This is a genomic window from Microcoleus anatoxicus (assembly GCF_042465725.1).
GTDB classification, from domain to species: Bacteria; Cyanobacteriota; Cyanobacteriia; order Cyanobacteriales; family Microcoleaceae; genus Microcoleus; species Microcoleus anatoxicus.
Window position 1 is genome coordinate 762194 of sequence record NZ_CP120853.1, and the last position, 24901, is coordinate 787094.

Annotated in this window: 12 protein-coding genes; 6 read left to right on the top strand and 6 right to left on the bottom strand. The window is 45.3% G+C overall.

Annotated features, from left to right (window positions below; translation table 11 throughout):
- Nucleotides 1-14: 14 nt before the first annotated feature.
- From P2A85_RS03225 to P2A85_RS03235, 3 genes are all read right to left on the bottom strand, one after another.
- Entirely contained in the window at nucleotides 15-1538 is a 1524-nt protein-coding gene (locus P2A85_RS03225) for a tetratricopeptide repeat protein (RefSeq protein WP_377477498.1), read from the bottom strand.
- On the bottom strand, nucleotides 1535-3013 hold the full coding sequence (locus P2A85_RS03230) for an NB-ARC domain-containing protein (RefSeq protein WP_377477499.1): 1479 nt from the start codon (nucleotides 3011-3013) through the stop codon (nucleotides 1535-1537). Before P2A85_RS03230 ends, P2A85_RS03225 begins: the two co-directional genes overlap by 4 nt.
- Before the next feature lie 311 nt (nucleotides 3014-3324).
- Nucleotides 3325-4653, bottom strand: coding sequence for an RNA-guided endonuclease InsQ/TnpB family protein (locus P2A85_RS03235; protein ID WP_377477501.1), 1329 nt, complete (start codon nucleotides 4651-4653; stop codon nucleotides 3325-3327).
- Nucleotides 4654-4734: 81 nt separating this feature from the next.
- Between P2A85_RS03235 and tnpA the strand changes: the two genes are divergently transcribed.
- The 5 genes from tnpA to P2A85_RS03260 all read left to right on the top strand — a co-directional run bounded on the left by tnpA (nucleotide 4735) and on the right by P2A85_RS03260 (nucleotide 12916).
- Nucleotides 4735-5142, top strand: coding sequence for an IS200/IS605 family transposase (gene tnpA, locus P2A85_RS03240; RefSeq protein ID WP_377477502.1), 408 nt, complete (start codon nucleotides 4735-4737; stop codon nucleotides 5140-5142).
- 694 nt (nucleotides 5143-5836) lie between these two features.
- The gene (locus tag P2A85_RS03245; RefSeq protein ID WP_377477503.1) at nucleotides 5837-6349 is read left to right on the top strand and encodes a hypothetical protein; all 513 of its coding nucleotides are present in this window, start codon (nucleotides 5837-5839) and stop codon (nucleotides 6347-6349) included.
- Nucleotides 6350-6375: 26 nt separating this feature from the next.
- Complete coding sequence (locus P2A85_RS03250; protein WP_377477504.1) at nucleotides 6376-7071, top strand: hypothetical protein; 696 nt, start codon at nucleotides 6376-6378, stop codon at nucleotides 7069-7071.
- Between the two features lie 93 nt (nucleotides 7072-7164).
- Complete coding sequence (locus P2A85_RS03255; RefSeq protein ID WP_377477505.1) at nucleotides 7165-7440, top strand: hypothetical protein; 276 nt, start codon at nucleotides 7165-7167, stop codon at nucleotides 7438-7440.
- Between the two features lie 142 nt (nucleotides 7441-7582).
- Nucleotides 7583-12916 (top strand): hypothetical protein, encoded by a 5334-nt coding sequence (locus tag P2A85_RS03260; protein ID WP_377477506.1) that lies wholly within the window; start codon nucleotides 7583-7585, stop codon nucleotides 12914-12916.
- 649 nt (nucleotides 12917-13565) lie between these two features.
- On the opposite strand, the gene P2A85_RS03265 is transcribed toward P2A85_RS03260, so the two are convergent.
- The 3 genes from P2A85_RS03265 to P2A85_RS03275 form a co-directional block, all read right to left on the bottom strand.
- Complete coding sequence (locus tag P2A85_RS03265) at nucleotides 13566-16847, bottom strand: DUF4347 domain-containing protein (RefSeq protein WP_377477507.1); 3282 nt, start codon at nucleotides 16845-16847, stop codon at nucleotides 13566-13568.
- Nucleotides 16848-17132: 285 nt separating this feature from the next.
- Nucleotides 17133-20525, bottom strand: coding sequence for a DUF4347 domain-containing protein (locus P2A85_RS03270; protein WP_377477508.1), 3393 nt, complete (start codon nucleotides 20523-20525; stop codon nucleotides 17133-17135).
- A gap of 1007 nt (nucleotides 20526-21532) precedes the next feature.
- Complete coding sequence (locus P2A85_RS03275; RefSeq protein WP_377477509.1) at nucleotides 21533-23026, bottom strand: hypothetical protein; 1494 nt, start codon at nucleotides 23024-23026, stop codon at nucleotides 21533-21535.
- Between the two features lie 191 nt (nucleotides 23027-23217).
- Here P2A85_RS03275 and P2A85_RS03280 point away from each other — a divergent pair, with 191 nt between their 5' ends.
- Complete coding sequence (locus tag P2A85_RS03280) at nucleotides 23218-24879, top strand: ArnT family glycosyltransferase (protein WP_377477510.1); 1662 nt, start codon at nucleotides 23218-23220, stop codon at nucleotides 24877-24879.
- The last annotated feature ends 22 nt before the right edge of the window (nucleotides 24880-24901 follow it).

Genomic DNA, 24901 nt, shown 5'->3' on the forward strand with positions numbered 1-24901 from the left:
ACAGCTCAACCCAACTAAAATCTTGAGGACCGATCGCCATAATATTTGAATAATCGTTTGAGAATTATCGCCAGCAACAATTGGCTATCTCCACCGCGCCAAGGAGGGAGCGCGATCGAACTAGCAACGATAAAACGCAAACTCTGTATAAACTTACCCGCTTCCAGGTAAGCCAGTCCTAAAACTGCCAGTGCAATTCCTTTAAATAAAGAATTATTAACGGTTTGAGCGATCGCTAAAGCTTGTTTTCCATAATCTAGTGCTTTAGGAATGTCTCCCAGTGCGCTATAGAGATAAGAAAATTGCGATAAGGACTGAGATTCGTGGTGTTGATAGTGATATTGACGGGCCAGATCCAAACATTGCTGGGTTTTTTCTAAAGCTAGTTGAACCTCATCTTGCCAAGTATGAATAAATGCCAGAGTTAGTAAGGCGTAACATTGAACGCTTATATCACCACTGTGTTGATTAATTTCCAAAAGTTCTTGGGAGCAGGTTAGAGCGGCTCTAAAGTTGCGCTGGTAACAGTAGACTAAGCCCAAATTCACCAATAAAGCACTAACTTGATGGCAATTGCGGTTTTGGTGTCGTTGCTGGTACTGTTGCTCTAAGGCATCTAAAGCTTTTTGGCGTTTACCCAACTGAGCATTGGCGACGGCAAGCCGTCCGAGAGCGTACCATTGGGTTTGCGTATCGTTAATAGTACGGGCGATCGCTAATGCTTGCTGACAGTGATGAGTCGCCTGATGAAACTGTCGCAGGTGAATGGCTAAATATCCCAAAGTCGCCAAGGTTTGACCTCTCTCAACCGCTGTAGACGAGCCTTCGCCGTAACTATCTTGCTCCCACCCCAAGCTTTCTAGCGATACGGCATCCTCCAATTGAACGCGACAGCCAGATTCATCAATTCGATCCAATACCTGCAACTGCTGCTGACAGTAATTCCAAGCTGTTTGATATTGTCCCCAATTGCCGTAGCAAAGCCCTAAACCACCAAGTGCTTTAGCTTGAGCCTCTGTATTGTGATTCTCTGTGGCTAATTGTAATAAACGCTGATAGTAATCAACTGCGGTGGGAAACTGACAAAGATGGGTATAAGCATAGCCCAGGTCATTGAGACAAAGACAATCCAATTGGGGATTAACTTTACCTAATAAAGGTTGACATATAGCGATTTGTTCTCGGTAAAGTCCCCAAATTCTAAGCTGTTGGTGTAAAACCTGCGAATTCCCTTCGATATTAGGACGAACAAATAAAATTTGGCGAATCAGATCCCAGGCTTTTAACTGTTCTAGATGGTGAGCCGCCTCCAAGTAGCCTCGGACTTGTTCGAGTTGAGAAGCTTGGTGATTGGGTTGATAGTGCTTGAGCCAGTAAAAAGCGGCTCGTAAATGCGCTTTTTCATAGAGAGTCGGTTGTCGATCGAGAGGATGTGCATTATTTAGAACCAACTCTCCTGTTGGTGTCAAGCAGCAATTTAAAATCTGGGATTCTGTTAGCGTCTTCAGTTGCAATGCTCGATCCAAGGCAAAATTCATAACAGGATCTCTGGTTGAAAATTAACAAGATGCTGGAGCGCGATGCTGCGAATTAAACTGTGAAGCCGATAGAATACGCGCCCAGCCTTAGAGTCTGTTTCTAGGAGAAAGCGGCGTTGTAAGGTTTGAAAGGCAATTATTTGCGCTTCTTTAGGAGAATCTGCAATTAATAATAGCCAAGCAGTTCGCTCTACAGAGCATCGATAGGTAGCTCCCATACAGAGCAGAACGTAAGCCAAAGGAGATGAAACGCGCAGACGGATAAATGTTCGTTCGATGCGGCACTTAACTAGATCGGTTAAGTTGATGCTGTAATTGGCTAAAGTTACTGAGTCGGCGCTCGAACGTAAATCAGAAGCTATTTGCTGTTGTTCAATGGTTACAATCTCTTCGCCATAATCGTGCCAGTAGGCTTGAATGTCGCGGTTGTATGGACTTTCTCGAATTTCTCCAGCGATTACTCGCAAAGCAAGCGGATGGCCTTCATAAACCCTAACGATGCGTTGTAAATATTCACGTTCCTCATCTGTCTGAGGATAAACTTCCCAACTCCCAAAAAGTTCGAGGGCTTCTTCGGGATTTAAGCCTTTGAGGTATTCTAGGTGCGATCGCTCTAAATACCGTCCCTCGGCTATGACAGGGAGGCGATCCTGAGAAGTTAGAATCAAGCGAGATGGCATTGGTTCTACTTGGATAAAGCGATCGAAAAATTGGGCAAATAAGGGATCTTTGTAGTGAAACTCGCCGCGATCGCCCGTTTCCAGGATTTCCTCAACCATGTCGAGGAGCAGCAAAGAGGGATGGGTTTGCAAATAATTAACTAAATCGATGACCAGTTTTTGAGACTCGTGTTCTAACTCAAAATCCGATCTCATCTGCTCTTTTAAAAGTAAGCGAGCGAATTGTTCAAAGGTTTGCTGCTCAGCATCAAAGCGAATTACATGAACGAATGGCCACGTTTGAGCGATCGCTGGTTCTAAACTCAGTCGAATTGCCAGAGATGACTTGCCTATCCCTGTAATTCCTACCAGCATTAGGACGCGACTAATGCCTTGAATCTTCTCAGTTAACGCATCAACTAACGATTCGCGCCCAACCCAACGAGTTTCATCTTCATCTATAGAAAGCGTAGAATAGTTGGGTGACGGTGAACTCTCTAATAGTTCAAATTCTGGTCTATAAAAAGCAGATTGACTAGCGAACTGAGATTTTCGATGTTTAGCATAATGCTTGAGGACGCTCTGAAAATTCAACTTTGTCACTTTTTGTCGTAGAGCGGTTGAGAGCATCTGCCAAAGTTGCGATCCAGTATCTTTGATATAGCTATAGTCATAGTCAAAAGCATTAGCAATCTGCATATAAGACTGTCCTTCCCAAGCTTGACAAAAGACTATCTTCTGCACATTGTTTAATTGCTTTATTTCCAGAATTTCCTCAACGATATTTAGTGCCTCATCATCAGTCATTTTTTCCATATATAGCCTTTCTCAGTTAGGTGAGGTACAGGGTAATGGGTAATGGGGGCATGGGGCATGGGGCATGGGGCATGGGGCATGGGGCATAGGGTATAGGGCATTACCGATTACCAATTACCAATTCTCGATCGTAACTCATCTTTCTGAGAAAGGCTATATAGCAGTTCTCAAAAAAGTGAGGTATACCCGATGCCCGATGCCCTGTTTGGCCGATGCCCGATGCCCGATGCCCGAAGCGTACCTCATCTTTCTGAGAAAGGCTATAGACTTCTAAAATAACTATTTCTATTCGATCTCAGGTATTGACACTCTCAGGGCTGAAGCCACTGAGATTCTGCGGACAGAGCGGATTTGGGTAACATCCAAATTCTAACTCTCGCTACGGTCGTCAAGCACCGTCTACCCAGTCGGTCAAGGTTTACACCCAACTTACTGGCTACTTTTCTCAGGATATTGGCGGAACCATTTAAGTCTGCATTCATCACTGTTCCATCGACAGACCGATACAATCCACGCTTAATTCGCTTTCCAGATGCTTTCCACCCTTCCGGTTTTTCACCATATTTGGGCAGGGAGTCTCCATCTAAAAAACTAGCTTTGGACGTATACGCTTCTTCGGTTTCTGTAAACTTAATACCGTGCAAGTCACACAGTTGATTTAATCGGTCTTTCAGCTTTCCCAAAGGCATTTGAACAAACTTTTGATTGTTTTTTTTGCCCATATTGACATGGGATTTGAAACCTTGATTCCAACCACAAATAATATTCCCGACCCTGTATTTCAAGCAATGGCTGACAATCAACTTCGCAGCCTTATTGATGCCATCACGCATTTGGTGATTGCGTTTGCGAGTTACGCGGTCTAGCCAGTTATCCCAATAGCCTTCAGGCTTTCCTTCTTTTCTGGTTGCGACTTTTTTATTCCACAATTGATTCATCGCTTTCATGGCACGAGCATCAATTAAGAAAGAGTTTCCTAGTGTATCGACACAAGCTGCTAAATTGTCAGCAGTCCCCAAGTCAATTGATAATGCTTGGCCAATATCCAGATTATGTTGTTCTTTTTCAACCTCGTAGGATATCTCAAGGTAAAAAACTCCATTCTTAGGGAGAATCGTAAACTCTTTCACTCTAGAAAAATCAAGATTTGACGACATAGGCAGAAAGAATTCGTCAACTCCAAACCATCGCTTTACCGTCAATCCCAACGAGAATCTCAACTGATTGCCGATAAGTTTAGGCCTTAAACCTCCAGAATTAGGATAAGCTACTTTGAACAACTTAGACCCTTTCAGGTATCCCGGCGGCTTGGGTTTAAAATGCAATTGACCTTTGAGATACAAATCTCTTAATTCTTTGAAAGATTTAAAAGCTTCTGTGACTGACATCAATGTTTGCTGCATTGGTGTTGATGGCAAGGACTTAGCAACCATTGACTTCGCAACTGACGATTCAAAAGATAAGTCAAACTTTCCAGCCAACAGTTTTCCTGTCTTGAAAAAAGTTTGACGAGCCAAGTAAACGCCACTATTGTAAAGCTTGCCAGATTGCTGACAGAGATACTCTAACAATGCTTGAAGTTCCTGATTGGGCGACAGCAATACTTGCTGAACTCCCATTGCTTTTTTGGTTTTAGTCACCTCTATTTTCCTAAATACTGGTTGATTTGTCTAGTATAGGCGACTATAGTGGATACGTCCAGCTATATCAACAAAATATTTATGTTGCCACTACCTGAATACAAAACCCACAACCACGTCAAGTTCTTACTTAACTACCACTTCGTCTTTATCCCTAAGCGCCGCAAGAAAGTTCTAATCGGGAACGTGGCAACTAGAACCCGCCAAATATTTCTGGAACTGTCAATTGAAAAAGGTTGGGACATTCTGGCGCTAGAAGTAGCGCCAGACCATGTACATCTGTTTGTAGCTGTTAAACCAACGGATACCCCTGCGTTAGTCGTTAAATTATTTAAGGGTCGTTCTAGCCGTTATTTGCGGGAAGAGTTCCCGCAACTAAAAAAGCTGCCATCTTTATGGACGAGCAGCTATTTTGTGAGCACGGCGGGTAATATTAGTAGTGAAGTGGTGAAAAGATATATAGAAGACCCGCATCATTCGGCCAATTAAGAAAGACAAGGGGACTGAAGTCCCCCGCGCCGCTTCCCTAGGAAGGACTAAAGTCTCGCTCGTTTCCCGCATCCCGCATTAATTCTTATGATTCCGCACCCTCAACTGTCGCACAGACAACCACAGCTAGCAGAGGTGAGCGATCGGACATTTTGTTTTAAGTATAAATACTCATGACTTTGTGAAGAATGAGCTAATGGGCTAGTCAATAAGCTGTTACGCATTTAAACCATTAACAAGCTAGGTAAGGTGCGTCAGCTAGAACACTTACTATACATGGGAAACGCTTATCTACGCTAAGCACCCTACTATCCTCCTTTAAATGCCGAACAGCTTAGAGACAGATAATTTTTAGATTCTAGATCCGACTTCGATCCGACTTCGATCCGACTTTTATCGGACTTTTATCGGACTGCCGGACTTGCTACACAGCGGTAGAGTAGTTACACCTGAGTTATGCAATTGAGCAGAGCATCAAATACAGCAGCACTTATCGTTGATGAAATATCAGCACGACTAAACGCCGTATTGAGACATTTTAGCTGAATTAACTACCTTTGGCGGTGCATGGCATTCTTTTGCAACCAGGTTGAAAAGCCGGATGTAACAGTTTGTTGGCACGAAAGGCTACTCAAAACCTTCAGCAGGTCAGGCATCTACCGAACAATTTCAGCAAACACTAGCAGGAATGAAGATGAACCAATCTCTCGGACGCTCACCCAAGCGTGGGTTTTTGTCAGTTTCCTTTAGTAAAGCACTAACGATCGGCGTTCTGAGCGCCATTCTACCTTTACTCGGACACGCACAGCCTTCAGTTGCCCAAACGTGCAATCCCTTCGGCTGTTCTCAACCCGGTGCCGGTGCTTGTAACCCTTTTGGTTGCCCAAATCCGGGTGCAGATCCTTGCACTCCTTTTGGCTGTCCGGCTTCGCCAACTCCTGCTGGCGGGACCGCAGCGCAGCCCCCGGTCATTTATCAACCGCAGCAACCTCCCGTAATTTACCAACCGCGACGGCAAATTGGTGGTTCTCCGCAGGGGATCAGTAACTGCATGAAAAACCTGATGTACGAACAACAGCTAGTTTGCACTCGCAGTTATTGCAGCCAAGTGAGTCGAGAAGATGGTTGGGGCGGTTGGCAACTGCAAACCGTGAGAACTCAAACCAGTGAAGCTGCTGCCGTTCAGGCTTGCCAAAACGCACGCTAAGACAACTTTCCATTATTTGTAGAGCCATGATTATAAATCATCAAGCATTGACGATGGCAGGCGCGATCGCCACGATGCTATCACCATTGCTAATGACCCAAGGCGCGATCGCCCAGAGTTCGATTCGAGAATGTCTTAATGAGTTTGTCCGCCAAGGCGTTTCGCCTGATAAAGCTGCTGACCTGTGTTCCAGTGGTGGTTTGGCGATCGAAAGATGTGTAGAGAATAAGCGATTTCGCACTTACGAGGGTGCACCTCGACAGCGAAAGGATGGTAAGACAGAATACATTTACCCGATCGATGCGTTCTCTGCAGAAAGTACCAGCGGAACTCAATGCTGGACTGATCATCGAAACTTCTTTAATCCCAAGAATGTCTGCTGGGCGAGTTCGATTAGGGTTTCGGTATTGAGTGAAGAAGAAGCGGTCAACCAGTGCCGTAATGCGGTGGGTGGCAATCCAGTGGCTCCTGTCAGTAATCCAAATCTGAACACACCGCCGATCATCATTCCCGGAGGCGGAGGTACAACCTGGACTAATCCGGTTGGAGGGTCGCCACAGGCGATTCAGCAGTGTATGGAGAATTTGCTGTATCGAACAGAGGTACAGAAACCATTTTCAGGCTGGATTTGTGTTGCGAATGATGTGAACTGTAAAACCGTCAGAGTCAGAACACAAATCAGTGAAGCTGCTGCCGTTCAAGCTTGCCAAAACGCACGCTAAAAAAACCTTTTTTAGGGGATGTTCAATCGAAATAAGAGTGCACTGTTACCACTAATTGTTAAATTACACAACGATCGATAGGAGTAAGAAGTCATGTCTAAAAAAACTTTTCTGCGAAACTTATCTATTGCTGGTATCACGCTTTCTGGTGCGATCGCCTTGAGCAGTAAGCCAGCCTGTGCTGCACCAACTACTTTTCAATGTATTACTTCCGGTAGCGGGTATGCCACCATTGCTGTCGCTGGTGGCAAGAAGACGAATCCTTTAATCACGTACAATAACCCCGTCTTTTCTGGGAGTGGCTATACACCTCAACGGCAATCTAACTATTTAACTTTTGTAACGATCGCTGACTTCCAAGTATGTTAAGTCCGGTGGTTTGAGGTTCGAGCAGTTAGCGATCGCTTGCATCATCTTAAAACTATAGCTTGCCTGTGGTTGTCCATTACGACAAGCTTGTGTTATCGCTCCATCAGTTTATTTAACCCTAAAAAAATAGTTGAGCAAAAAAATGCCAAATCAAACCTACTCTATTGTTGACTTAGGCACACTGGGCGGCTCTGAAAGTCGAGCTTGGGCGATTAATAATAACGGTCAAGTTGTTGGAGATGCTCAGATAGGTAGCGGAGAGTTCCGTGCTTTTCAATTCACTGATATTAACAGTAACCAGCAACTAGATCCTGGTGAAAATCAAGACCTTGGCATAGTAGGAAACCTATCAGAAAGCCGTGGGCGCGATATTAATAACAACGGTCAAGTTGTAGGTTTTCTTGCAGGAAGTAATGGAACCCGCGCGTTCATCTGGGACAGTACCAATGGAATGAAAGAGTTAGAAAGTGGTACTGCTTCGGCTCTTAGTATCAACAGTAACGGTCAAGCAGTTGGTTTTTTTAAAGTTGCTCCTAACTTTCATGCTATTCGTTGGGAAAACAATCAAAATCTCCCACTAATCACGCCTGTTGACAATAGTAGCTGGGCTACTAGCAATAACGACAATGGCGATATAGTCGGCTACACAAATATTTTTGGTACTGGCGTACAAGCTTTTCTCTGGAATGGTGGAACAATGCAAGACGCCATTAACCTCGGCACGCTGGACAACGCATCAACAATTAGAGCGTGGGATATCAACAGCCAAGGTAAAGTCGTCGGTCAGTCAGGTAGCAAAGCATTCTTTTGGACTGCAAGTGGTGGGATGAAAGACCTCGGTTCGCTAGGAGGTACTAGCCAAGCTCTTGGTATTAACACTAACAGTCAAGTTGTAGGCAAATCCAATAACCTTGCTTTCTTATGGAGCGATACAAACAGCAATAGTCAGTCCGATCCTGGTGAGATGATTGACCTCAATACTTTACTTCCTTCAAGTTCTGGGTGGAGCCTCACAGAAGCACAAGACATCAACGATGCTGGTCAGATTGTAGGAACAGGTACTATTAATGGTCAAACTCATGCTTTTCTCCTGACACCAACTTCTTCCTCTGCTGAGCCAGATATATCAGTCACGATTTCTGATTCTCCAGATCCAGTGACAATTGGAGAGAACTTTAGCTATACCCTTACTGTTAGAAACAACGGTTCTGAAAATGCTACAAAGGTTGTTCTATCGCAAGCTTTGACTAATGTTACTTTCGTTAGCGCCACCCAAACTCCTCTAGAAAATAGTGTTGGTCTTGTTACATTCGACCTGGGTACTCTGGCTAAAGGACAAACTAAGACAGTTGATGTCATTGTTACTCCCAATCAAGTTGGAAAAATCAACAATACTGCTACAGTGAGTGCAAAAGAGATTGATTCTAACAAGAACAATAATACAGTCACTGAAAGCACTAGCGTCCAAGATATTAATTCTGATTTATCAGTCACGATTACTGAATCTTCAGATCCAGTAACAATCGGAGACAATCTAACCTATACCCTTACTGTTACCAACAACGGTGTGGGCAATGCCACAGGAGTTGGTTTGACTCAAACTCTTCAAAATGTAACTTTTGTTAGCACTAGCCTACCCTATGGCAAAAATAATGATGAAGTTCTATTCGACCTAGGTAATCTGGCTAAAGGAGAGACTAAGACAGTTGATGTCGTTGTTACTCCCAATCAAGTTGGAGAAATCAGCACTACTGCTAATGTGAGAGCAAAACAGAACGATCTCGACAAAAGTAATAATCAATCTACAGAAAGTACAAAAGTTATAGATATTATCGAGGAGATCGATCTAAACCCATTGCAGGTAAAGGGTAACTTCAAACTAAATAAAGCGACCAAAAGCTATAAAGCGAGCGGTGAAATCCAAATCGGACTCAAAGGTCAGCCGTTCAAGCCTTTGGTTAATCTCGAAGGGTCAATGTCCTATGACCAGAAAACCATTCACGCTGATGGAATAGTTGCACCTTCTATCGGTGATGTAAAAGTGCCATTATTCAGCGGTAAGTTTACTGTCGATGTTGGAACAGGGACCACATCATCACTTACAGAGCAAGCTCTAAATCTGCCAAACGAATTTAAACTAGGTGGATTAGATACCAGTTTTAGTAAATTATCTTTCGCTCAAGACGAACTTCAACTACAAGGCAAAATCAAACTACCCGCATCTTTAGGAAATGCTGTAGTAGGCATAACAGGCGACAATAAGCTCATCATTAACAGCACTAATGGTGTGAGCTTGACAGGCGCGAATATTTCTATACCAAAAGTAGATTTTAGCTTAGCTGGAGTTCCAATCAAAGCAGAGAATCTTTCCTTACAGTATTCCAAACAGCCCAAAGAACTATTTAAACTCCAAGGGCAAGTTACTCTCCCATCACTCTCCAAAAAAGTTACAGATATTTCTGCCAATTTTGCTGAGCCCAACTACATTCAGTTTGATGCAGATGGAAAATTAGATGCAGTCGGTTCCCTTAAGATCGGAAGCATCCCGCTAGGTGGCCCTTGGTCTATTAAAGATGCCAAACTCGATTTTGACACTATTAATAATAATGTTACTGGGGCAGGTACTTTTGTCCTACCAACCGGAATCGATGTGGAGGGAAAAATAGCTTTCCTCAATGGTGAGTTAAACACCTTCTCTGTTTCAGCGCCCAATCTAAACAAACCCATCGGTACTACTGGTGCTTATCTCAAGAGTATTGGAGGAAAGGTAGACCATATCGGCAAGTCCGATCCCAATCCGATTTTATTCGGCGGAAGTGCTGGGGTAACTGCTGGGCCTCAGATCAATCTCTCCTTACCTTCTTGGGCAGGCGGTAAATTTTCCGGTTCGCTGGTCGCACTCGATGTCAAAGCCACTATCGACGAAGAACATCTTACCGCTAATGGTGAAATCAAAATCGCTGGTGGATTGATTACAGGTACTGGCAGCGCCGAAGTTAATTGGACTGAAGATTTCATCAAAGCTGATGTAAACTTTAGTGCTTTGCAAGGCTTTATTGAGGCAAATGCAAGCTTCAAGACTAATTCCAGCTTTGACTTCGATATGACTGGTGGTGCGAGGATTAAAGTTCCTGATGATATTCCTTTTATTGGTGGCGAAGAGTTGGCATCAGGCGACTTTTTATTGCGGTATCGCCAAAACGACCCAAATGCCAATAACTTTATTATGGGTTGGGGTACTGTACCAGTTTTAGGTACGGCTGGTGTAAAGGTTGGGTTTGATGGTACGTGGAAAAGAGTTGGTGCTGAAGAAATTGAATCAATTAAGCAATCTATCCAAGGTCAAGGATCTATATTCCCCGGATTCAACTTTGATAACAGTAATATTCCATTACTAGACGATCGCACTCTTGATCAGACTGTAACGCAAGCTTTGCAAATTGCCCAAAACAAACTCAGGAATTTTGCCACGGCTCCAGATTTCAGCAGCAAGATGAATATAGCCTTTGGTAATACCTGGGATACCAAGCAAACCGAGTTATTAACCCAAGCTTGGTCAGTGGGAGATTTTAGCGCCCTTCCACCGATTGAAATTCACCCAAGAAACATCATTAGTAACGCTAATGCTGCTTTTGCCGATACAACCAAAACTGTTTACATATCCCAGGAATACTTAAGTCAAAACGTTACTAACCTGGATGCAATTGCTAGCGTGCTGCTAGAAGAAATTGGTCACTCCGTAGACGCTCAGGTAAATGTTTTAGACTCTCCTGGAGATGAAGGTGCTATTTTCTCCGCACTGGTAAGCGGCGAAACTCTAACTGATTCCCAGCTACAGCAGTTAAAAGCTGAGGACGATGCGATTCTTATCAACTTAAATGGTAAAGATACTCAACTCAACCTCAACTCTTCCCAAGAAGACACCTTCCGCGTCAGTGCTGGAAAACCTTGGCTGTCTATAGCTGTTAACTGGGAAAACTCTGCCAGCAACGTACCGATTCAGTTGCGAGCGCCTGATGGTACTGTTTATACCGAAGCTGACATAGCCAAAAATGACAAGATCGATATTGTCAGTGAGCTTAGCAACTCAACCCGTAAAGTGATCCGCATTGCCAATCCCACCTCTGGCGACTGGACGATTAAACTAACCGATACCGCCAATCTGGGCAATGTTAAATTTGCTGCTTTAGCTGGAACTAATGCACCCACGATCGAGATAACCGGACTTACCCAGGACATTGCCAAGGAAAATGTCACGATTAACTACAAAGCATTTGATGTAGACTCAGATGCCAAAATCAGCTTCTTCTATGACACAGATGGCGAAGGTTTTGATGGCATACTACTGGCTGATAATCTAATTGAGAAAGACGGGGCTGGCAGTTACGTCTGGAATACGAAAAACATACCGATCGACAATTACCACATCTATGCGATCGCTATGGATGAAAATAGCGCCCCTGTTTTTGCCTATTCTCCGGGATCTGTTCGAGGCGGGAACACTAATTCCCCTTTTACACCCCCGACTCCGACTCCGACTCCAGTCCCGACTTCGACTCCGACTCCAAAACCAACCCCAACCCCGACTCCGACTCCGACTCCAAAACCAACCCCAACCCCGACTCCGGCTCCAGAACCAATCCCAACCCCGACTCCAACTCCGACTCCAGAACCAACCCCAACCTCGGCTCCAACCCCGACTCCGACTCCCGAACCAACCCCAGCCCCGACTCCAACCCCGACTCCGACTCCCGAACCAACCCCAGCCCCGACTTCAACTCCAACTCCAGAACCAACCCCAACCCTGACTCCAACTCCAACTCCAACTCCGACTCCAGAACCAACCCCGACTCCAACCCCGACTCCGACTCCAGAACCAACCCCAACCCTTGAGGAAAGCAACAGGGGTGACACCCTAATTGGCACTAACAGTAACGACCTCATCATCGGTGGTCAAGGTGATGATGTCTTAATCGGTAAGTTGGGAAAGGACAGCCTTTTTGGTGGGCTGGGTAATGACTTACTCTATGGCAATCAAGGCAAAGACATTCTCAATGGGAATCAGGGTAACGATACCGTACACGGTGGCAAAGGCAACGATGTTGTCCGTGGTGGCAAAAACGATGACCTGATTTTAGGCAGCTTGGGAGATGATAGCCTTTTCGGCAATCCGGGCAATGACACATTAATTGGCGGTCAAGGCAATGATTCTCTTATCGGTGGTGCTGGTAACGATTTGTTTGTTCTGGGTCCTGCTACCGGAGTAGACACGATCGCTGACTTCCAAATAGGTCAAGATCGACTGGGATTATCGGGTGGTTTGAGGTTTGAACAGTTAGAGATCGCTCAAGGTACTGGCATCTCTGCACGAGATACCTTCGTCCGCATCGCTGCTAATCAAGAATTACTGACCATTCTGTCTGATGTGCCAGCTAGTTCTATTACGGATGCTGCATTTGCCATTATGGGAACTTAAATAGCAGTGACTCCGTTACATCCCATCAACGCGAGTCAACTAATATCTCAGGGCTTAGGTAACAGTAATTCCAGACAGTGCAAAGCAAAAGTTTTTTATATGCCCGAAGTGATGAGCTTCGGGATACTCTGTCGCGGTTAACTGGGCAATTTTTTTATCTAAAATCGTCAGTCAAGTCCAAGGAAATAACTCGATCGCCCTGGATCTGTCGATCGCCCTGGATCTGTCGATCGTCCTCTAAGTCAAGTGGGTGCGATCCTGCAACGAGTGCTTCGCTAACGTAGTTGTCTGCACACTACATACATATAGTGTGTCTGCGTAAGTCCTGTGGTAATTGGTAATTGGTAATTGGTAATGGGGTACTTGTGCTGCCCTTCGACTACGCGAGCGGGTCGAAGTATGGGGTACTTGTGAGTTCGCAAAGTCGAAGTATAGGGCATTACTAATTACCAACTACCAATTACCTATTACCTATTGCCTATTATATCAATTCCGGTTGTATCGGAATGATTTAACCGCGAAGGCGCGAAGGACGCGAAGGAAGAGAAGAGAGAGATTAATCATTCCGATGTCAACGGATTTGATATTACCAATTCTCGATCGTACCTCCGATCGGATCTCGATATAGTTTGTTTGGCAACTAGAATAACTACAGACTAATGAAATCACTAGCGGTAATAGTCTTAGCGGGTACACCATTCAAATTTGCCAGCAATTGACCAGTGGCACTGACACTAATCAACACTTGATTATTGCTAGAAATAATGCTGAGTTGACTCAAACTCAAACCAGGATTTAATCCAATTAGATCCTCACCCTTGCGGAAATCAGTAATCAACTCGCTTCCCCCATTCGGACTTAACACAAACACATCATTTCCCGAACCACCAGTCAAAGTATCGTCCCCAGCATCACCACTCAGGAAATCCGCACCACTACCGCCACTGAGAATATCGTTACCTTTGCCGCCATAAAGCGTATCATTGCCGGCGCAACCATCTACAAGATCGCTATCATTACCACCAAAAATTAAATCATTACCATCGCCACCACAAAGACTGTCGTTTTCTTTGCCACCGTAAAGCGTATCATTGCCAGCTTGACCAAAAATCAGGTCTGCACCTTCATTGCCAAACACAATATCATTGTCATTTCCAGCATTAATTGTGTCATTCCCTAAGTTTCCTAAAATATAGTCATCGCCATTTTCACCGAACAAGATATCGTCATCTTTGCCACCAAAAATAGTATCATTGCCGATACTACCAGCCATCGTATCTTTACCAAAATCTCCCCTCAAAAAATCGTTGCCATCGCCACCCAAAACAGTGTCATTATCCTTCCCTGCATAGATAGTATCGTTGCCATCGCCACCTTGAACCAAATCGGCACCATCATTGCCAAAAATTGAATCGTTATCGGCACCACCATCAATGTTGTCATTGCCGCCCATACCGTAGAGGGTGTCATTCCCAGACAGCCCATTAATCAAGTCGTTGATGGAGGCACCCATAATGAAATCCGCCGTGCTACCGCCGCCCTGAGTTTGTTGAACGGGGTTAGGAATAATGCTGGCAGAGTTGAATTCTGGGGCGCTGACGCGATCGCACAAGCAATCATCGGTACCAGGAATGGGTGTGGGTGTGGGTGTGGGTGTGGGTGTGGGAGTGGGTGTGGGTGTAGGAGTTGGCGTGGGAGTTGGCGTGGGAGTGGGAGTCGGTGTGGGAGTCGGTGTGGGAGTCGGTGTGGGAGTCGGTGTGGGAGTCGGTGTGGGTGTAGGAGTTGGCGTGGGAGTGGGAGTCGGTGTGGGAGTGGGTGTGGGTGTGGGTGTGGGAGTGGGAGTGGGAGTAATGCTAAATTCAAAAGCACCAATATCAACGATCGCACTTCCGTTACCATCACCATCCACAGGGCGAGTCACACCCCGCTGATCCGTAGCCGGTGCCCCCGCACCAGTACCAGTATCAATGGCGGGACTTCCTACTAGCAATGGCAGTACAAAAGCGCCGTTGATATTTTGTAAAGTGCCAAGTTTCGGATCGGCGATCGTCACCTTGGCAGTGGCATTATTATCATTAGGATCTCCCGTAGTCAGTTTGGCGGGAAATTGCAGATTATTTCCCCCATCAATTAGTTCCCTTCCAGTTTGCTGCTTAACCTTAAAAGGATTACCCGCCGTATTACTATCAAAAATTGTATTCTTGACAGTAATTGGTTGATTTCCAAAGGTTGCAATACCTCCCGAATATTCCCCAGCACTATTTTTGGCAAAAGTGGAATTAACGATATTAGTTGCAAAAGAATCTGTGTTACCCACAACTATTCCTCCGCCCTGATTGGCAGCAGTGTTCCCGGAGAAGGTACTATTAACAATACTGACATTTCCATCTTCGCCAAACCACAAGCCGCCACCATTATCATCGGCTGTGTTGTTAGCAAAGGTGCAGTTGGTAACAGTCAATTCGGCATTTCCATGACGAACACCACCTCCAGACCCGCCAGAACCTGATGAATATTTGACTGCTTTGTTGTTAATAAAAGTGCTATTTTCCAAAACTACTTTATCTTGTAAATAGCCAAATAGAAAGGCTGCACCTCCTTCTCCAGTCCCGATATTGCCATCAAAAACGCTGTTGCGGATCGCAATAGTGCCAGCAATGGGGCCGGGGCTTGCATTGGGGCCAGAACCATTAGCGCCATCGACATAAACTGCGCCACCAACACCTTTGTCTGTGCGGTTGCCACTGAATTTAGAGTTTTCGATGGTCAAGCTGCCCAACAGGTTATTGACAGCCCCGCCGTAGCTACCTTTGTTGTTGGTAAATTCGCTACCTTTGATGGTGAGGGAACCGCCGCTTTTAGTGGCGATCGCCCCGCCGCCGCGTTCAGTGTTGTCGGCTAAAGAACCATCATTGCCACTAAACTTACTATTAATGACTGTAGTTGTACTGCGGAAACCTGTATAAATACCCCCACCGAAACCGGCAACGTTATTATTGACTTGGCAATTTTCTAAAGTTAAAGTGCTGTTACCGCCAGTTTGAATGCCACCACCACTGCTAGTTGTTTCATCATTTGGATCGGTTCCTGGAACTTTGCCGTTGGCAACAATCAGGTTTTTGAGAGTAACATTGGTCGAACCTTCTGTGAAGATTACCCGCGAAGCGTTGTTACCACTAATGGTTAAATTACTAGCACCAATTGCGTCAATTGTCAAGTTTTTATTGATGACAAGTTGACCGTTCGTGAGAGTAATTGTTTGATTGGCTAGACTGGATGCAAATTGAATGGTGTCGCCGGCGGCTGCGGAGGCGATCGCACTTCTCAAGGAGCCAGGCCCGCTATCATTACTGTTGGTAACGGTAATAGTCGCTAAAGTTCCTTGATAATCTGCCATTACCTCTGGATTTAGGGCTAGGGGCGCTTCAATATCCCCTTTGCTAAACTCCAAATTCCAGTTACCACCGCGGCCTGTTTTATCGGTGGATGCTGCAATATCAGCACCGGTTAACTCCGAAAGGCGATCGACAAAATCACTCCCCGCACCAGCCGCTACATCGCAACCGTAAAGCATGATATCAGCTTGGTCGCTGAGGGCATTGCGCCACTCTTGCAACTGACTTTGATATTCTGATAAATTATCCGAGTTCAAAGTGGTAGAACCTAACTGCAAGCTACCAGAATTGCCATGAGAAAAGATGTGAACTTGGTCTACTGTTTCACCAGCAGCAGCGATTTTTTGTAATTCGGCACTAATTTGTTGGACTCCGTTGCCATTTTTATCTAATACAATTTTTTCTGCACCACCCTGGATACCGTTGTCCAGAGTTTGATAGTCTTCTAAATCTGATTCAATGAAAATGATAGATTTAGAAGGAGGATTTTGGAGAACCAATTGGGGATTTATACTGGTGGAAAAGTTTGAACTCATTTCGTATACCTATGATATTTTTTCCGGTGGGCTGGTAGATACAACAATGAGATTTTTTTTAATGAACCACAGAGAACACAGAGAACACAGAGTTAGAGAGGAGTAGATGTTCCTATTTTCATGATTTCTACAAAGTTTAGGACTGACGCACTTGTGACGAAAAATAATCCTTGGCGATTAGTTTGTGATTTTCGTAAGGACGTAAAATCGTAGTGAGTGCGTCAGTCCTGATTTAGATGTTTGGCGTAGTTTCTGCTCCAGTCAAAACTGGGACATCCATCGCCGTTAGATTGTTATTTGAGTGAAATCGCTAGCGGTGAGAGTATTGGGTGCAATACCGTTCAACTTGGCTAACAATTGACCAGTCCCAGTCACACTAATTAAAGTTTGATTGTTGCTGGAAGTAATACTGAGTTGATTGAAACTCAGACTTGGATTTAACCCAATTAAATCCTCGCCTTTACGGAAATCAGTAATTGTATCAGTGCCGATACTTTGGGTTAGGAAAAACACGTCATTTCCCGAACCGCCGGTCAAAGTATCGTCCCCTACATCGCCGCTGAGGAAGTCGTTACCATCCCCGCCGATGAGGAAATCGTTACTTTTACCGCCATAAAGCGTATCATTGCCGACACCTCCATCGATGAAGTCATTTTCATTGTTGCCGAACAGCAAATCGTTGCCTTCACCGCCGTAGAGTGTGTCATTATCTTTGCCACCGGAAAGCGTGTCATTTCCAGCTTGACCAAATATCAGGTCTGCACCTTCATTGCCAAACGCAATATCGTTGCCGTTTCCAGCATTAATTGTGTCGTTTCCTAAGTTGCCTAAAATGTAGTCGTCGCCATCTTCACCGAACAAAAGATCGTCATCTTTGCCTCCGAAAATGGTATCGTTTCCTACACCGCCAGCCACAGTATCTTTGCCTAGATCTCCCTGCAAAAAGTCATTGCCCTCTCCGCCAACAACAGTGTCATTATCTTTGCCACCTGCGACAGTATCGTTACCAGCACCGCCTTGAAGGAAATCTGTGCCTTCATTGCCCAAGATTAAATCATTATCGGCACCGCCATCGATGTTGTCGTTGCCGCCCAGGCCATAAAGAGTATCGTTGCCGCCAAGTCCGTTGATTGCTTCGTTAATGCCTCGACCCACGATGAAGTCGGCAGTATTACCGCCGTTGAGAGTTTGGTCAACGGGGTTGGGAGTGACGCCACCAAGGTTGAATTCGGGTGCCGGTGTGGGTGTGGGTGTGGGTGTGGGAGTCGGTGCCGGTGTGGGTGTGGGTGTCGGTGTGGGTGTGGGAGTCGGTGCCGGCGTGGGTGCCGGTGTGGGAGTCGGTGCCGGCGTGGGTGCCGGTGTGGGTGTGGGTGTGGGAGTCGGTGTGGGTGTGGGTGTGGGAGTCGGTGCCGGTGTGGGTGCCGGTGTGGGTGCCGGTGTGGGAGTTGGTGCCGGTGTCGGTGTGGGAGTTGGTGCCGGTGTGGGTGTGGGAGTCGGTGCCGGTGTGGGAGTTGGTGCCGGTGTCGGTGCCGGTGTGGGAGTTGGTGCCGGTGTGGGTGTGGGTGCTACACTAACGCTAAATTCAAAGGAACCGCTGTCCACGATCGCCCCTGGAATAGTATCACCATCTTGAGGGCGAGCCACACCTCGTTGATCTGTAGCTGGTGCCCCAGAAGGAACTCCTTTGTCAATGGCCGGACTTCCTGTCAGCAATGGCCTGACAAAAGCGCCGTTGATATTTTGCAGTGGGCCGAGGAGGGGGTCTGCGATCGTAATGCTTGCAGTCGCATTGTAATCGTTGAAGTTATTGGTTTTTTTGACAGGCCACTGAAAATTGCCACCTTGGTCAGTGAGTTCGCTGCTGGTGTTTTGCTGAATGCCAAACTCATTCCCCGCCGTGTTGTTGGCAAAAATCGTGTTTTTGACAGTGACAGACTTTCCTGCCGCTGCCGAGATTGCTCCACCCACCCAACGGGCGGAATTATCAGCAAAGGTGCTGTTGACGATGGTGGTGTCGGCATAAAGAGCCATTGCACCGCCGACATTGCCGTAAAAGTCAGTAGTTCCGGTAATTTGGTTCCCAGAAAAGGTGCTGTTGGTAATCGTGGTAGGCGCATCCATGATCCACATTGCGCCGCCTTGACCGGGGGCTTTGTTGCCGGCAAAGGTGGTGTTGGAGACTGTAAGTCCTTTGTTGAGCCCGTTGCTCAAGTTCACCACGCCGCCTCCAATGCCGTCGCTTCCACCGGGAAGCGACAAAGTTTCGTTGTTTTGGAAGGTGCTGTCTGCAATGGTTACGCTGTCTTGGATGCCGGTAAACAGATATGCTGCTCCGCCTTCGCCCCGGCCTTTGTTGTCTTGAAATACACTTTTGGTGATTTTAATTGTGCCGGAAGCTTCATTCGGATTGCTGGCGCGATCGGTATAAAGTGCGCCGCCGAAACCTCTTAAGAAATCATTGGGCTGACCGGTGGCGAAAGTGGCTGCGGTGGTATCGTTGCCGATGAATCGGGAGTTGTCAATGGTCAGCTTCCCTTGAAGGCTGTTAATTGCTCCACCGTTAATTCCTTTGTTGCTGGTGAAGTCGCTGTTGGTGACTGTAATTGCTTTGAAACTCAAAAAGCCGATCGCACCTGCACCCCGTTCATCATTACCTGCGGTGGCTACGTTACCGTTGAATTTACTGTTGCTTACTGTCAGGGTATTGTTGAAGTTACCAAAGATTGCACCACCGCCTTTGTCGGCGACGTTGTTGTTGAACTGAACATTGTCTACTGTGAGATTTACTTCGTCCGTTGTGCCGATCGCACCTCCTGTCTCGGTTGTTTTACCGTTAGTAATAATCAGGTTTTTGACGGTGAAATTGGTAGCGGTAACTACATTTGCATTGACAAAAAACGCGCGGGAGGCGTTGTTACCGCTGATGGTTAAACCAGTGGCTGCCGCGCCGTCAATCGTGATATTTTTGCCAACGGGAATGTCGAGTTGACCGCTAGTTAAGGTGATGGTTTGATTTGCTAAACCGGGAGCGAAGGTGATGGTATCGCCGGCCGCAGCAGAGGCGATCGCCGCTCTTAAGGACCCTGCTCCGCTATCGTTATTATTGGTAACGACGATGGTAGCTAAATTCCCTTGGTAACTTGCCATCACCTCAGCATTTAAGGCTAAGGGAGATTCAATATCGCCCTTGGCAAATTCTAAATTCCAGTCGCCGCCTATCCCGGTCAAGTTAGTGGATGCTGCTACATCGGCTCCGGTAAATTCTGAAATGCGATCGACGAAATTAGCGCCTGTCCCCGATGCTACATCGCATCCATAGAGCATGATGTCTGCTGTTTCTGACAGTCCGTTTTGCCAGTTTTGCAACTGACTGGCGTATTGTTCTAGGTTATCTGAACTCAGAGAAGTGTTACCTAGTTCTAGATTCCCAGAATTACCGTGAGAAATGATGTGTACTGAATCGACCTCCCCATTAGTAGAGGCATATTTGGCAATTTCTGAAGTGATTTGTTCGATGCCGTTTTGGTTGCGATCGAGTATGATTACTTGCTGTCCTGGGAGCGTTCCGGCCGCAATGGACTCGTAGTCTGCCACGCCTGAGTCTATGAAAACTAAGGAACGTAGGGGCAGTTTTTCCACTGCTGATTGTGAGTTAACTTGAGCGAACATAGAATTCATATTTGATACTCCATCAATGGCATTACTGGTAGATACAGCCTGGGAGTAATGCGATCGGTCTTCTTTGATTACACCTTAACACCTATCTTAAATTAAATGCAATAAATATCCCATTTTTTTATTTTATTTTCTCTCCTGATGTTTCACATATTAATAGTATTAATAACTATTTATGCTTGCGAATACTGGCGTTCATTTTTCTGTCCCTTGGGTGAATAATTATCCTTTAAAATCCTACAATAGGTATCCAATATCGGCACAGATGGTGACAGCCACAGGGGGATTTACCCCACAATACTGTCTGATAGAGAGGCTATATGTAAATCTTGTCAATAAAGTGCGATCGCGCTCTGAGACATCGATTCCGGCTCTATTGACCAGACTGTTAACTATGAGTTAAAAAGCTGAAACCCGACTTACTTTCATCCACCGGGTCGCTATACAAAAAACATTTGGTTGGCTTTTTCAAACAGTCAGCTATGCCACTTTTTTAACTGGCTGAACTCTGGTTCTCTGTTATCTCAACTCAGAGTTGTACGGCGCAGTTGTAAGTGGCTAGAATTAGCTTGAAATCATTAATTAACAATCTCCTTAGCACTTTGGGTGTTGCTATCTATGACTAGAGACTTGCTGTGTGAGGTGAAATGTTCCTGGCAATGGGGAATTATTTTATAATAGAAAATCGGCTATCTGAATATTCTGTGTTTTACCCGTAGCTTAGTGATTACACCCAACTTTCATTTTGGCCTATTTCTCTTGGCCGTGCATCCGCGATCGCACGGAATTTCTGTTGTCCGTGATTTCACTGAAACCTGAGACTGTCAACAGTCAAAAGTCAAGCGTTAACCGTCAACAGTCTTGAGGGACGCTAGTAATTGGCAAAATGCACAAGGGAAATATGCTATATAGCAGTCCTAAATGAGTCGTAAACTTTTTTACCCCACCCCAACCCTCCCCTTATTAAGGGGAGGGAGTAAGAAATTCACAAATGATTTAGGATTGCTAGATCAAGCATCTGTCGAAGGTGGTTTCTTACCTGCATTGCGAATATTGATAATCTTGCTCAGCACATCAAACCAAAAAACCGCTCCCATCGAAATAGCCACCCCACTCAATATCCAACCGAAAACTTTAGCCAAAAAAGCTGGCCACAATACATTTCCTTCGGGGTCTATTTCTAATCTATTGGGTTCACTCCAGCCGAAAGGTACTGCTAAATTATCCAAAGCTATACCTACTTCATTTTGAACTTTTGTGAGATTTGTTAAATTATCTAATTTTGCAGGAGTATTCTTTTCAACTAACTGCTGAGCGTACAAATTCACAGTCGAGCGCAGCATCGAATCCTTGGACAACCGATTGATAATATTCACAGTATCAGCATTGGCACCGATCGCGATCGCAGTTCCGAGCAAAATAGCTACCCCTCTAGAATTCCGCTTATAAACCCCCGAAGCCCGCTCCATACTGCGATCGAACCAAATTTCAATTTCCCGCTGAAACCGCTGTAACTGCTCCTGAGTATCTCCCCCATCTTTTTGTGCGCGCTCTGCTAAAATATAAAGACTATTTTTCAGAGATTCTGGCATACTATCAACAGTTGCTTGAATTTGTTGATAAATCGGACTATTTTCTTTCTCCTCCATAATTTCTGTGACAGTCTGCTGAGTTTTCCTGACTTTCCTGATAGTATTTAAAACATTGCTTAAACTCGGTTGCAGTTGCTTTCGCAGTGTTTCTCGTTCAAATTCACTGTCAAAATTAGTTTTAATAAAGCCCATCTGCCGTTGAAATTCTCTCCCTTCCAGCTCAGATTCCGGCAAATATACCTGAGAATCCTTAATATAAAAACCGAGCTTTTCTGACATTCTATCCAAACTATTTTTTAAAGTGGTAACATTATTTTTATAATCTTGAACTACGCGATTAAATTCGTCAGTCAACCACAAAAATTCTTGCTCGATAATCGGTTTAGTAGACCCGGATAGATTGAGACCATCCACAATAACTTTAATTTGTGCCAACTGTAGGTCTTTAAATCTTTCCAATCTAGTCTCGGTGATAGATTGCATCAGCTCCTGAATTTTTAAAGTATCCAAAAGACTGCTCGAAAAACTTTCGGAGGGAATGTAAGAAGGCCCACTGGATTTATCTCCAAACACATTTTTGGTACCAGTGATGCGACGGTACAATGTACCTAAACTGCGATTAAAAGACCGGAATGCTTGTGAGAGAGGGCCTTTCGCTCCCTGATTCAAATCGTTAATTATCGGATTGCTGTAAATCAAATTTGCTAACCGTCCGACTAGCTGAAATTGAGCCTCATCCCGAACACCTTCGTTACCGCCAGCAATCAACACTTCGATGGACTTTTTTAAATGTTCGGCTCGCCACTGCAAAACAGTAGCAATCAATTCCTGAATTTCTGAAGCTAGCAAGCTTAAACTCAGGTAGATAAAAACTAAGCCGATGATAATATCTATGATTACGGGTAAATTCATGGAAAATGCCTTATCGTAAATAACTATTGTCTAAGTTTACATTCAGTTTTGGACGCTAATATACCAAATTTTTCTGCATTGAGGAGCTATTTAAGTGCTGAAGCCATTGATTTTATTGCCTTTTCACATGGACTTCTTCCTTGTTTCGACTTCCATCCAACTTCCACATCTGCAATAACTCTTTTAAACTTATGTCAGAAATGTTTCCACAGGGGAATCACCAACCCAAAATTCGCTTAAACGACCACTATACAGACAAACTGTGGATGTTGGCTGCGATGTTGGCGGCTGCACTAATTTTTGGGCTGAATCTAGGCGGGGTGCCGTTGCGGGATTGGGATGAAGCTATTGCAGCCCAGGTGAGTCGCGAAATCTGGCGCGGTAACTTAAATTGGCTTTATCCCACCCTGGATGGAGTGCCTTATTTGAACAAGCCTCCCCTTGTACACTGGTTAATCGGGCTGTGTTTCGCCCTAGGCGGTGTTAGCGAATGGACAGCGAGGTTGATACCCGCAATGTTGACAGCCACTTCTGTACCTTTGCTTTACGCCATTGCTAGGGAGTTGTTTCCCCAGCGGGCGATCGCCATTTTTTCGACTTTAGTTTATCTGACGCTGTTACCAGTGGTGCGACACGGGCGTTTAGCGATGCTAGACGGTGCTGTTTTGTGTTTTTTGCTAGGGACAATCTGGTGTTTGCTGCGATCGCGCCGGGATTTGCGCTACGCTTTGGGCGCCGGTATTGGCTTCGGACTAATTTGTTTGACTAAGGGCGTGATGTTGGGGCTGCTACTGGGGGCGATCGCCCTTTGTTTCTTGGTTTGGGATACCCCGCGACTCCTGACTTCTGGGTATCTTTGGGGCGGATTGGCGATCGGAACTTTCCCAGTAGCTGCTTGGTATTTTGCCCAATGGGTGCACTACGGCCAAGACTTTATCAACACCAATTTAGTCAACCAATCATTCCGGCGCATTTTAGAAACTGTTGAGCGTCACAAAGCCCCACCCTGGTATTATGTTTTAGAAATTTTCAAATCAGCTTGGCCCTGGCAATTATTTTGGCTGCAAGGACTGCGTTTAACATGGGAAAATCGCAATTTTCCTGGACCGAAATTAGTTTTAGTTTGGAGTGGAGTTTATCTGGTAGCTATTTCGGTGATGAATACTAAACTGCCTTGGTATATTTTACCAATATATCCAGCTTTGGCCCTAGCAGTTGGCAGCTATTTAGCCGAAGTTTGGGAACAAATGTCGATGGGAGAAGCACCGGAAAAAGCACAAGTAGAGGAACGTTTTGATGCTGTATCTTTGTTGCCTCATCCCGCCATTTTTGGAGTGATGGCTGTAGTTGCGACTGTGGGCTGCATTTACTTCAGTGGCTTGGTAAAATTTGGCGATCGCCAGCCGTCACCAGACGGAGATTTACAGTTAATGCTACTGTTTGTAGCTTTGACAACCATCCTATCCGCCTGGTTACAGCACCGTAAAGACCGACAGTTTCTATTAGTTTTAATTTGGGGAACTTACTTGACATTGTTAGTATTGTTCGCCTCAAATAACTGGGTTTGGGAACTGGCGGAGGATTATCCAGTCAAGCCGATCGCCGAAATGGTCCGCCAAGGAACCCCCGCGGGTAAACAGGTATTCACATCTCACCGCCGCCCCCGTCCATCGCTGAATTTTTACAGCGAACACCAAGTGATTGTCGCCGACGCGCCGACACTACAACAGAAATGGCAAACACTCCCTCAACCTTATTTCCTGTTGGAAAAACCGGTGTTTCAACATCTAGATTTGGATCGTGTTCAAGTGGTGAGCACAGTTGATGATTGGGTTTTGGTAACTCGAAAATGATAGTTTCTGCACCTAGGGAACC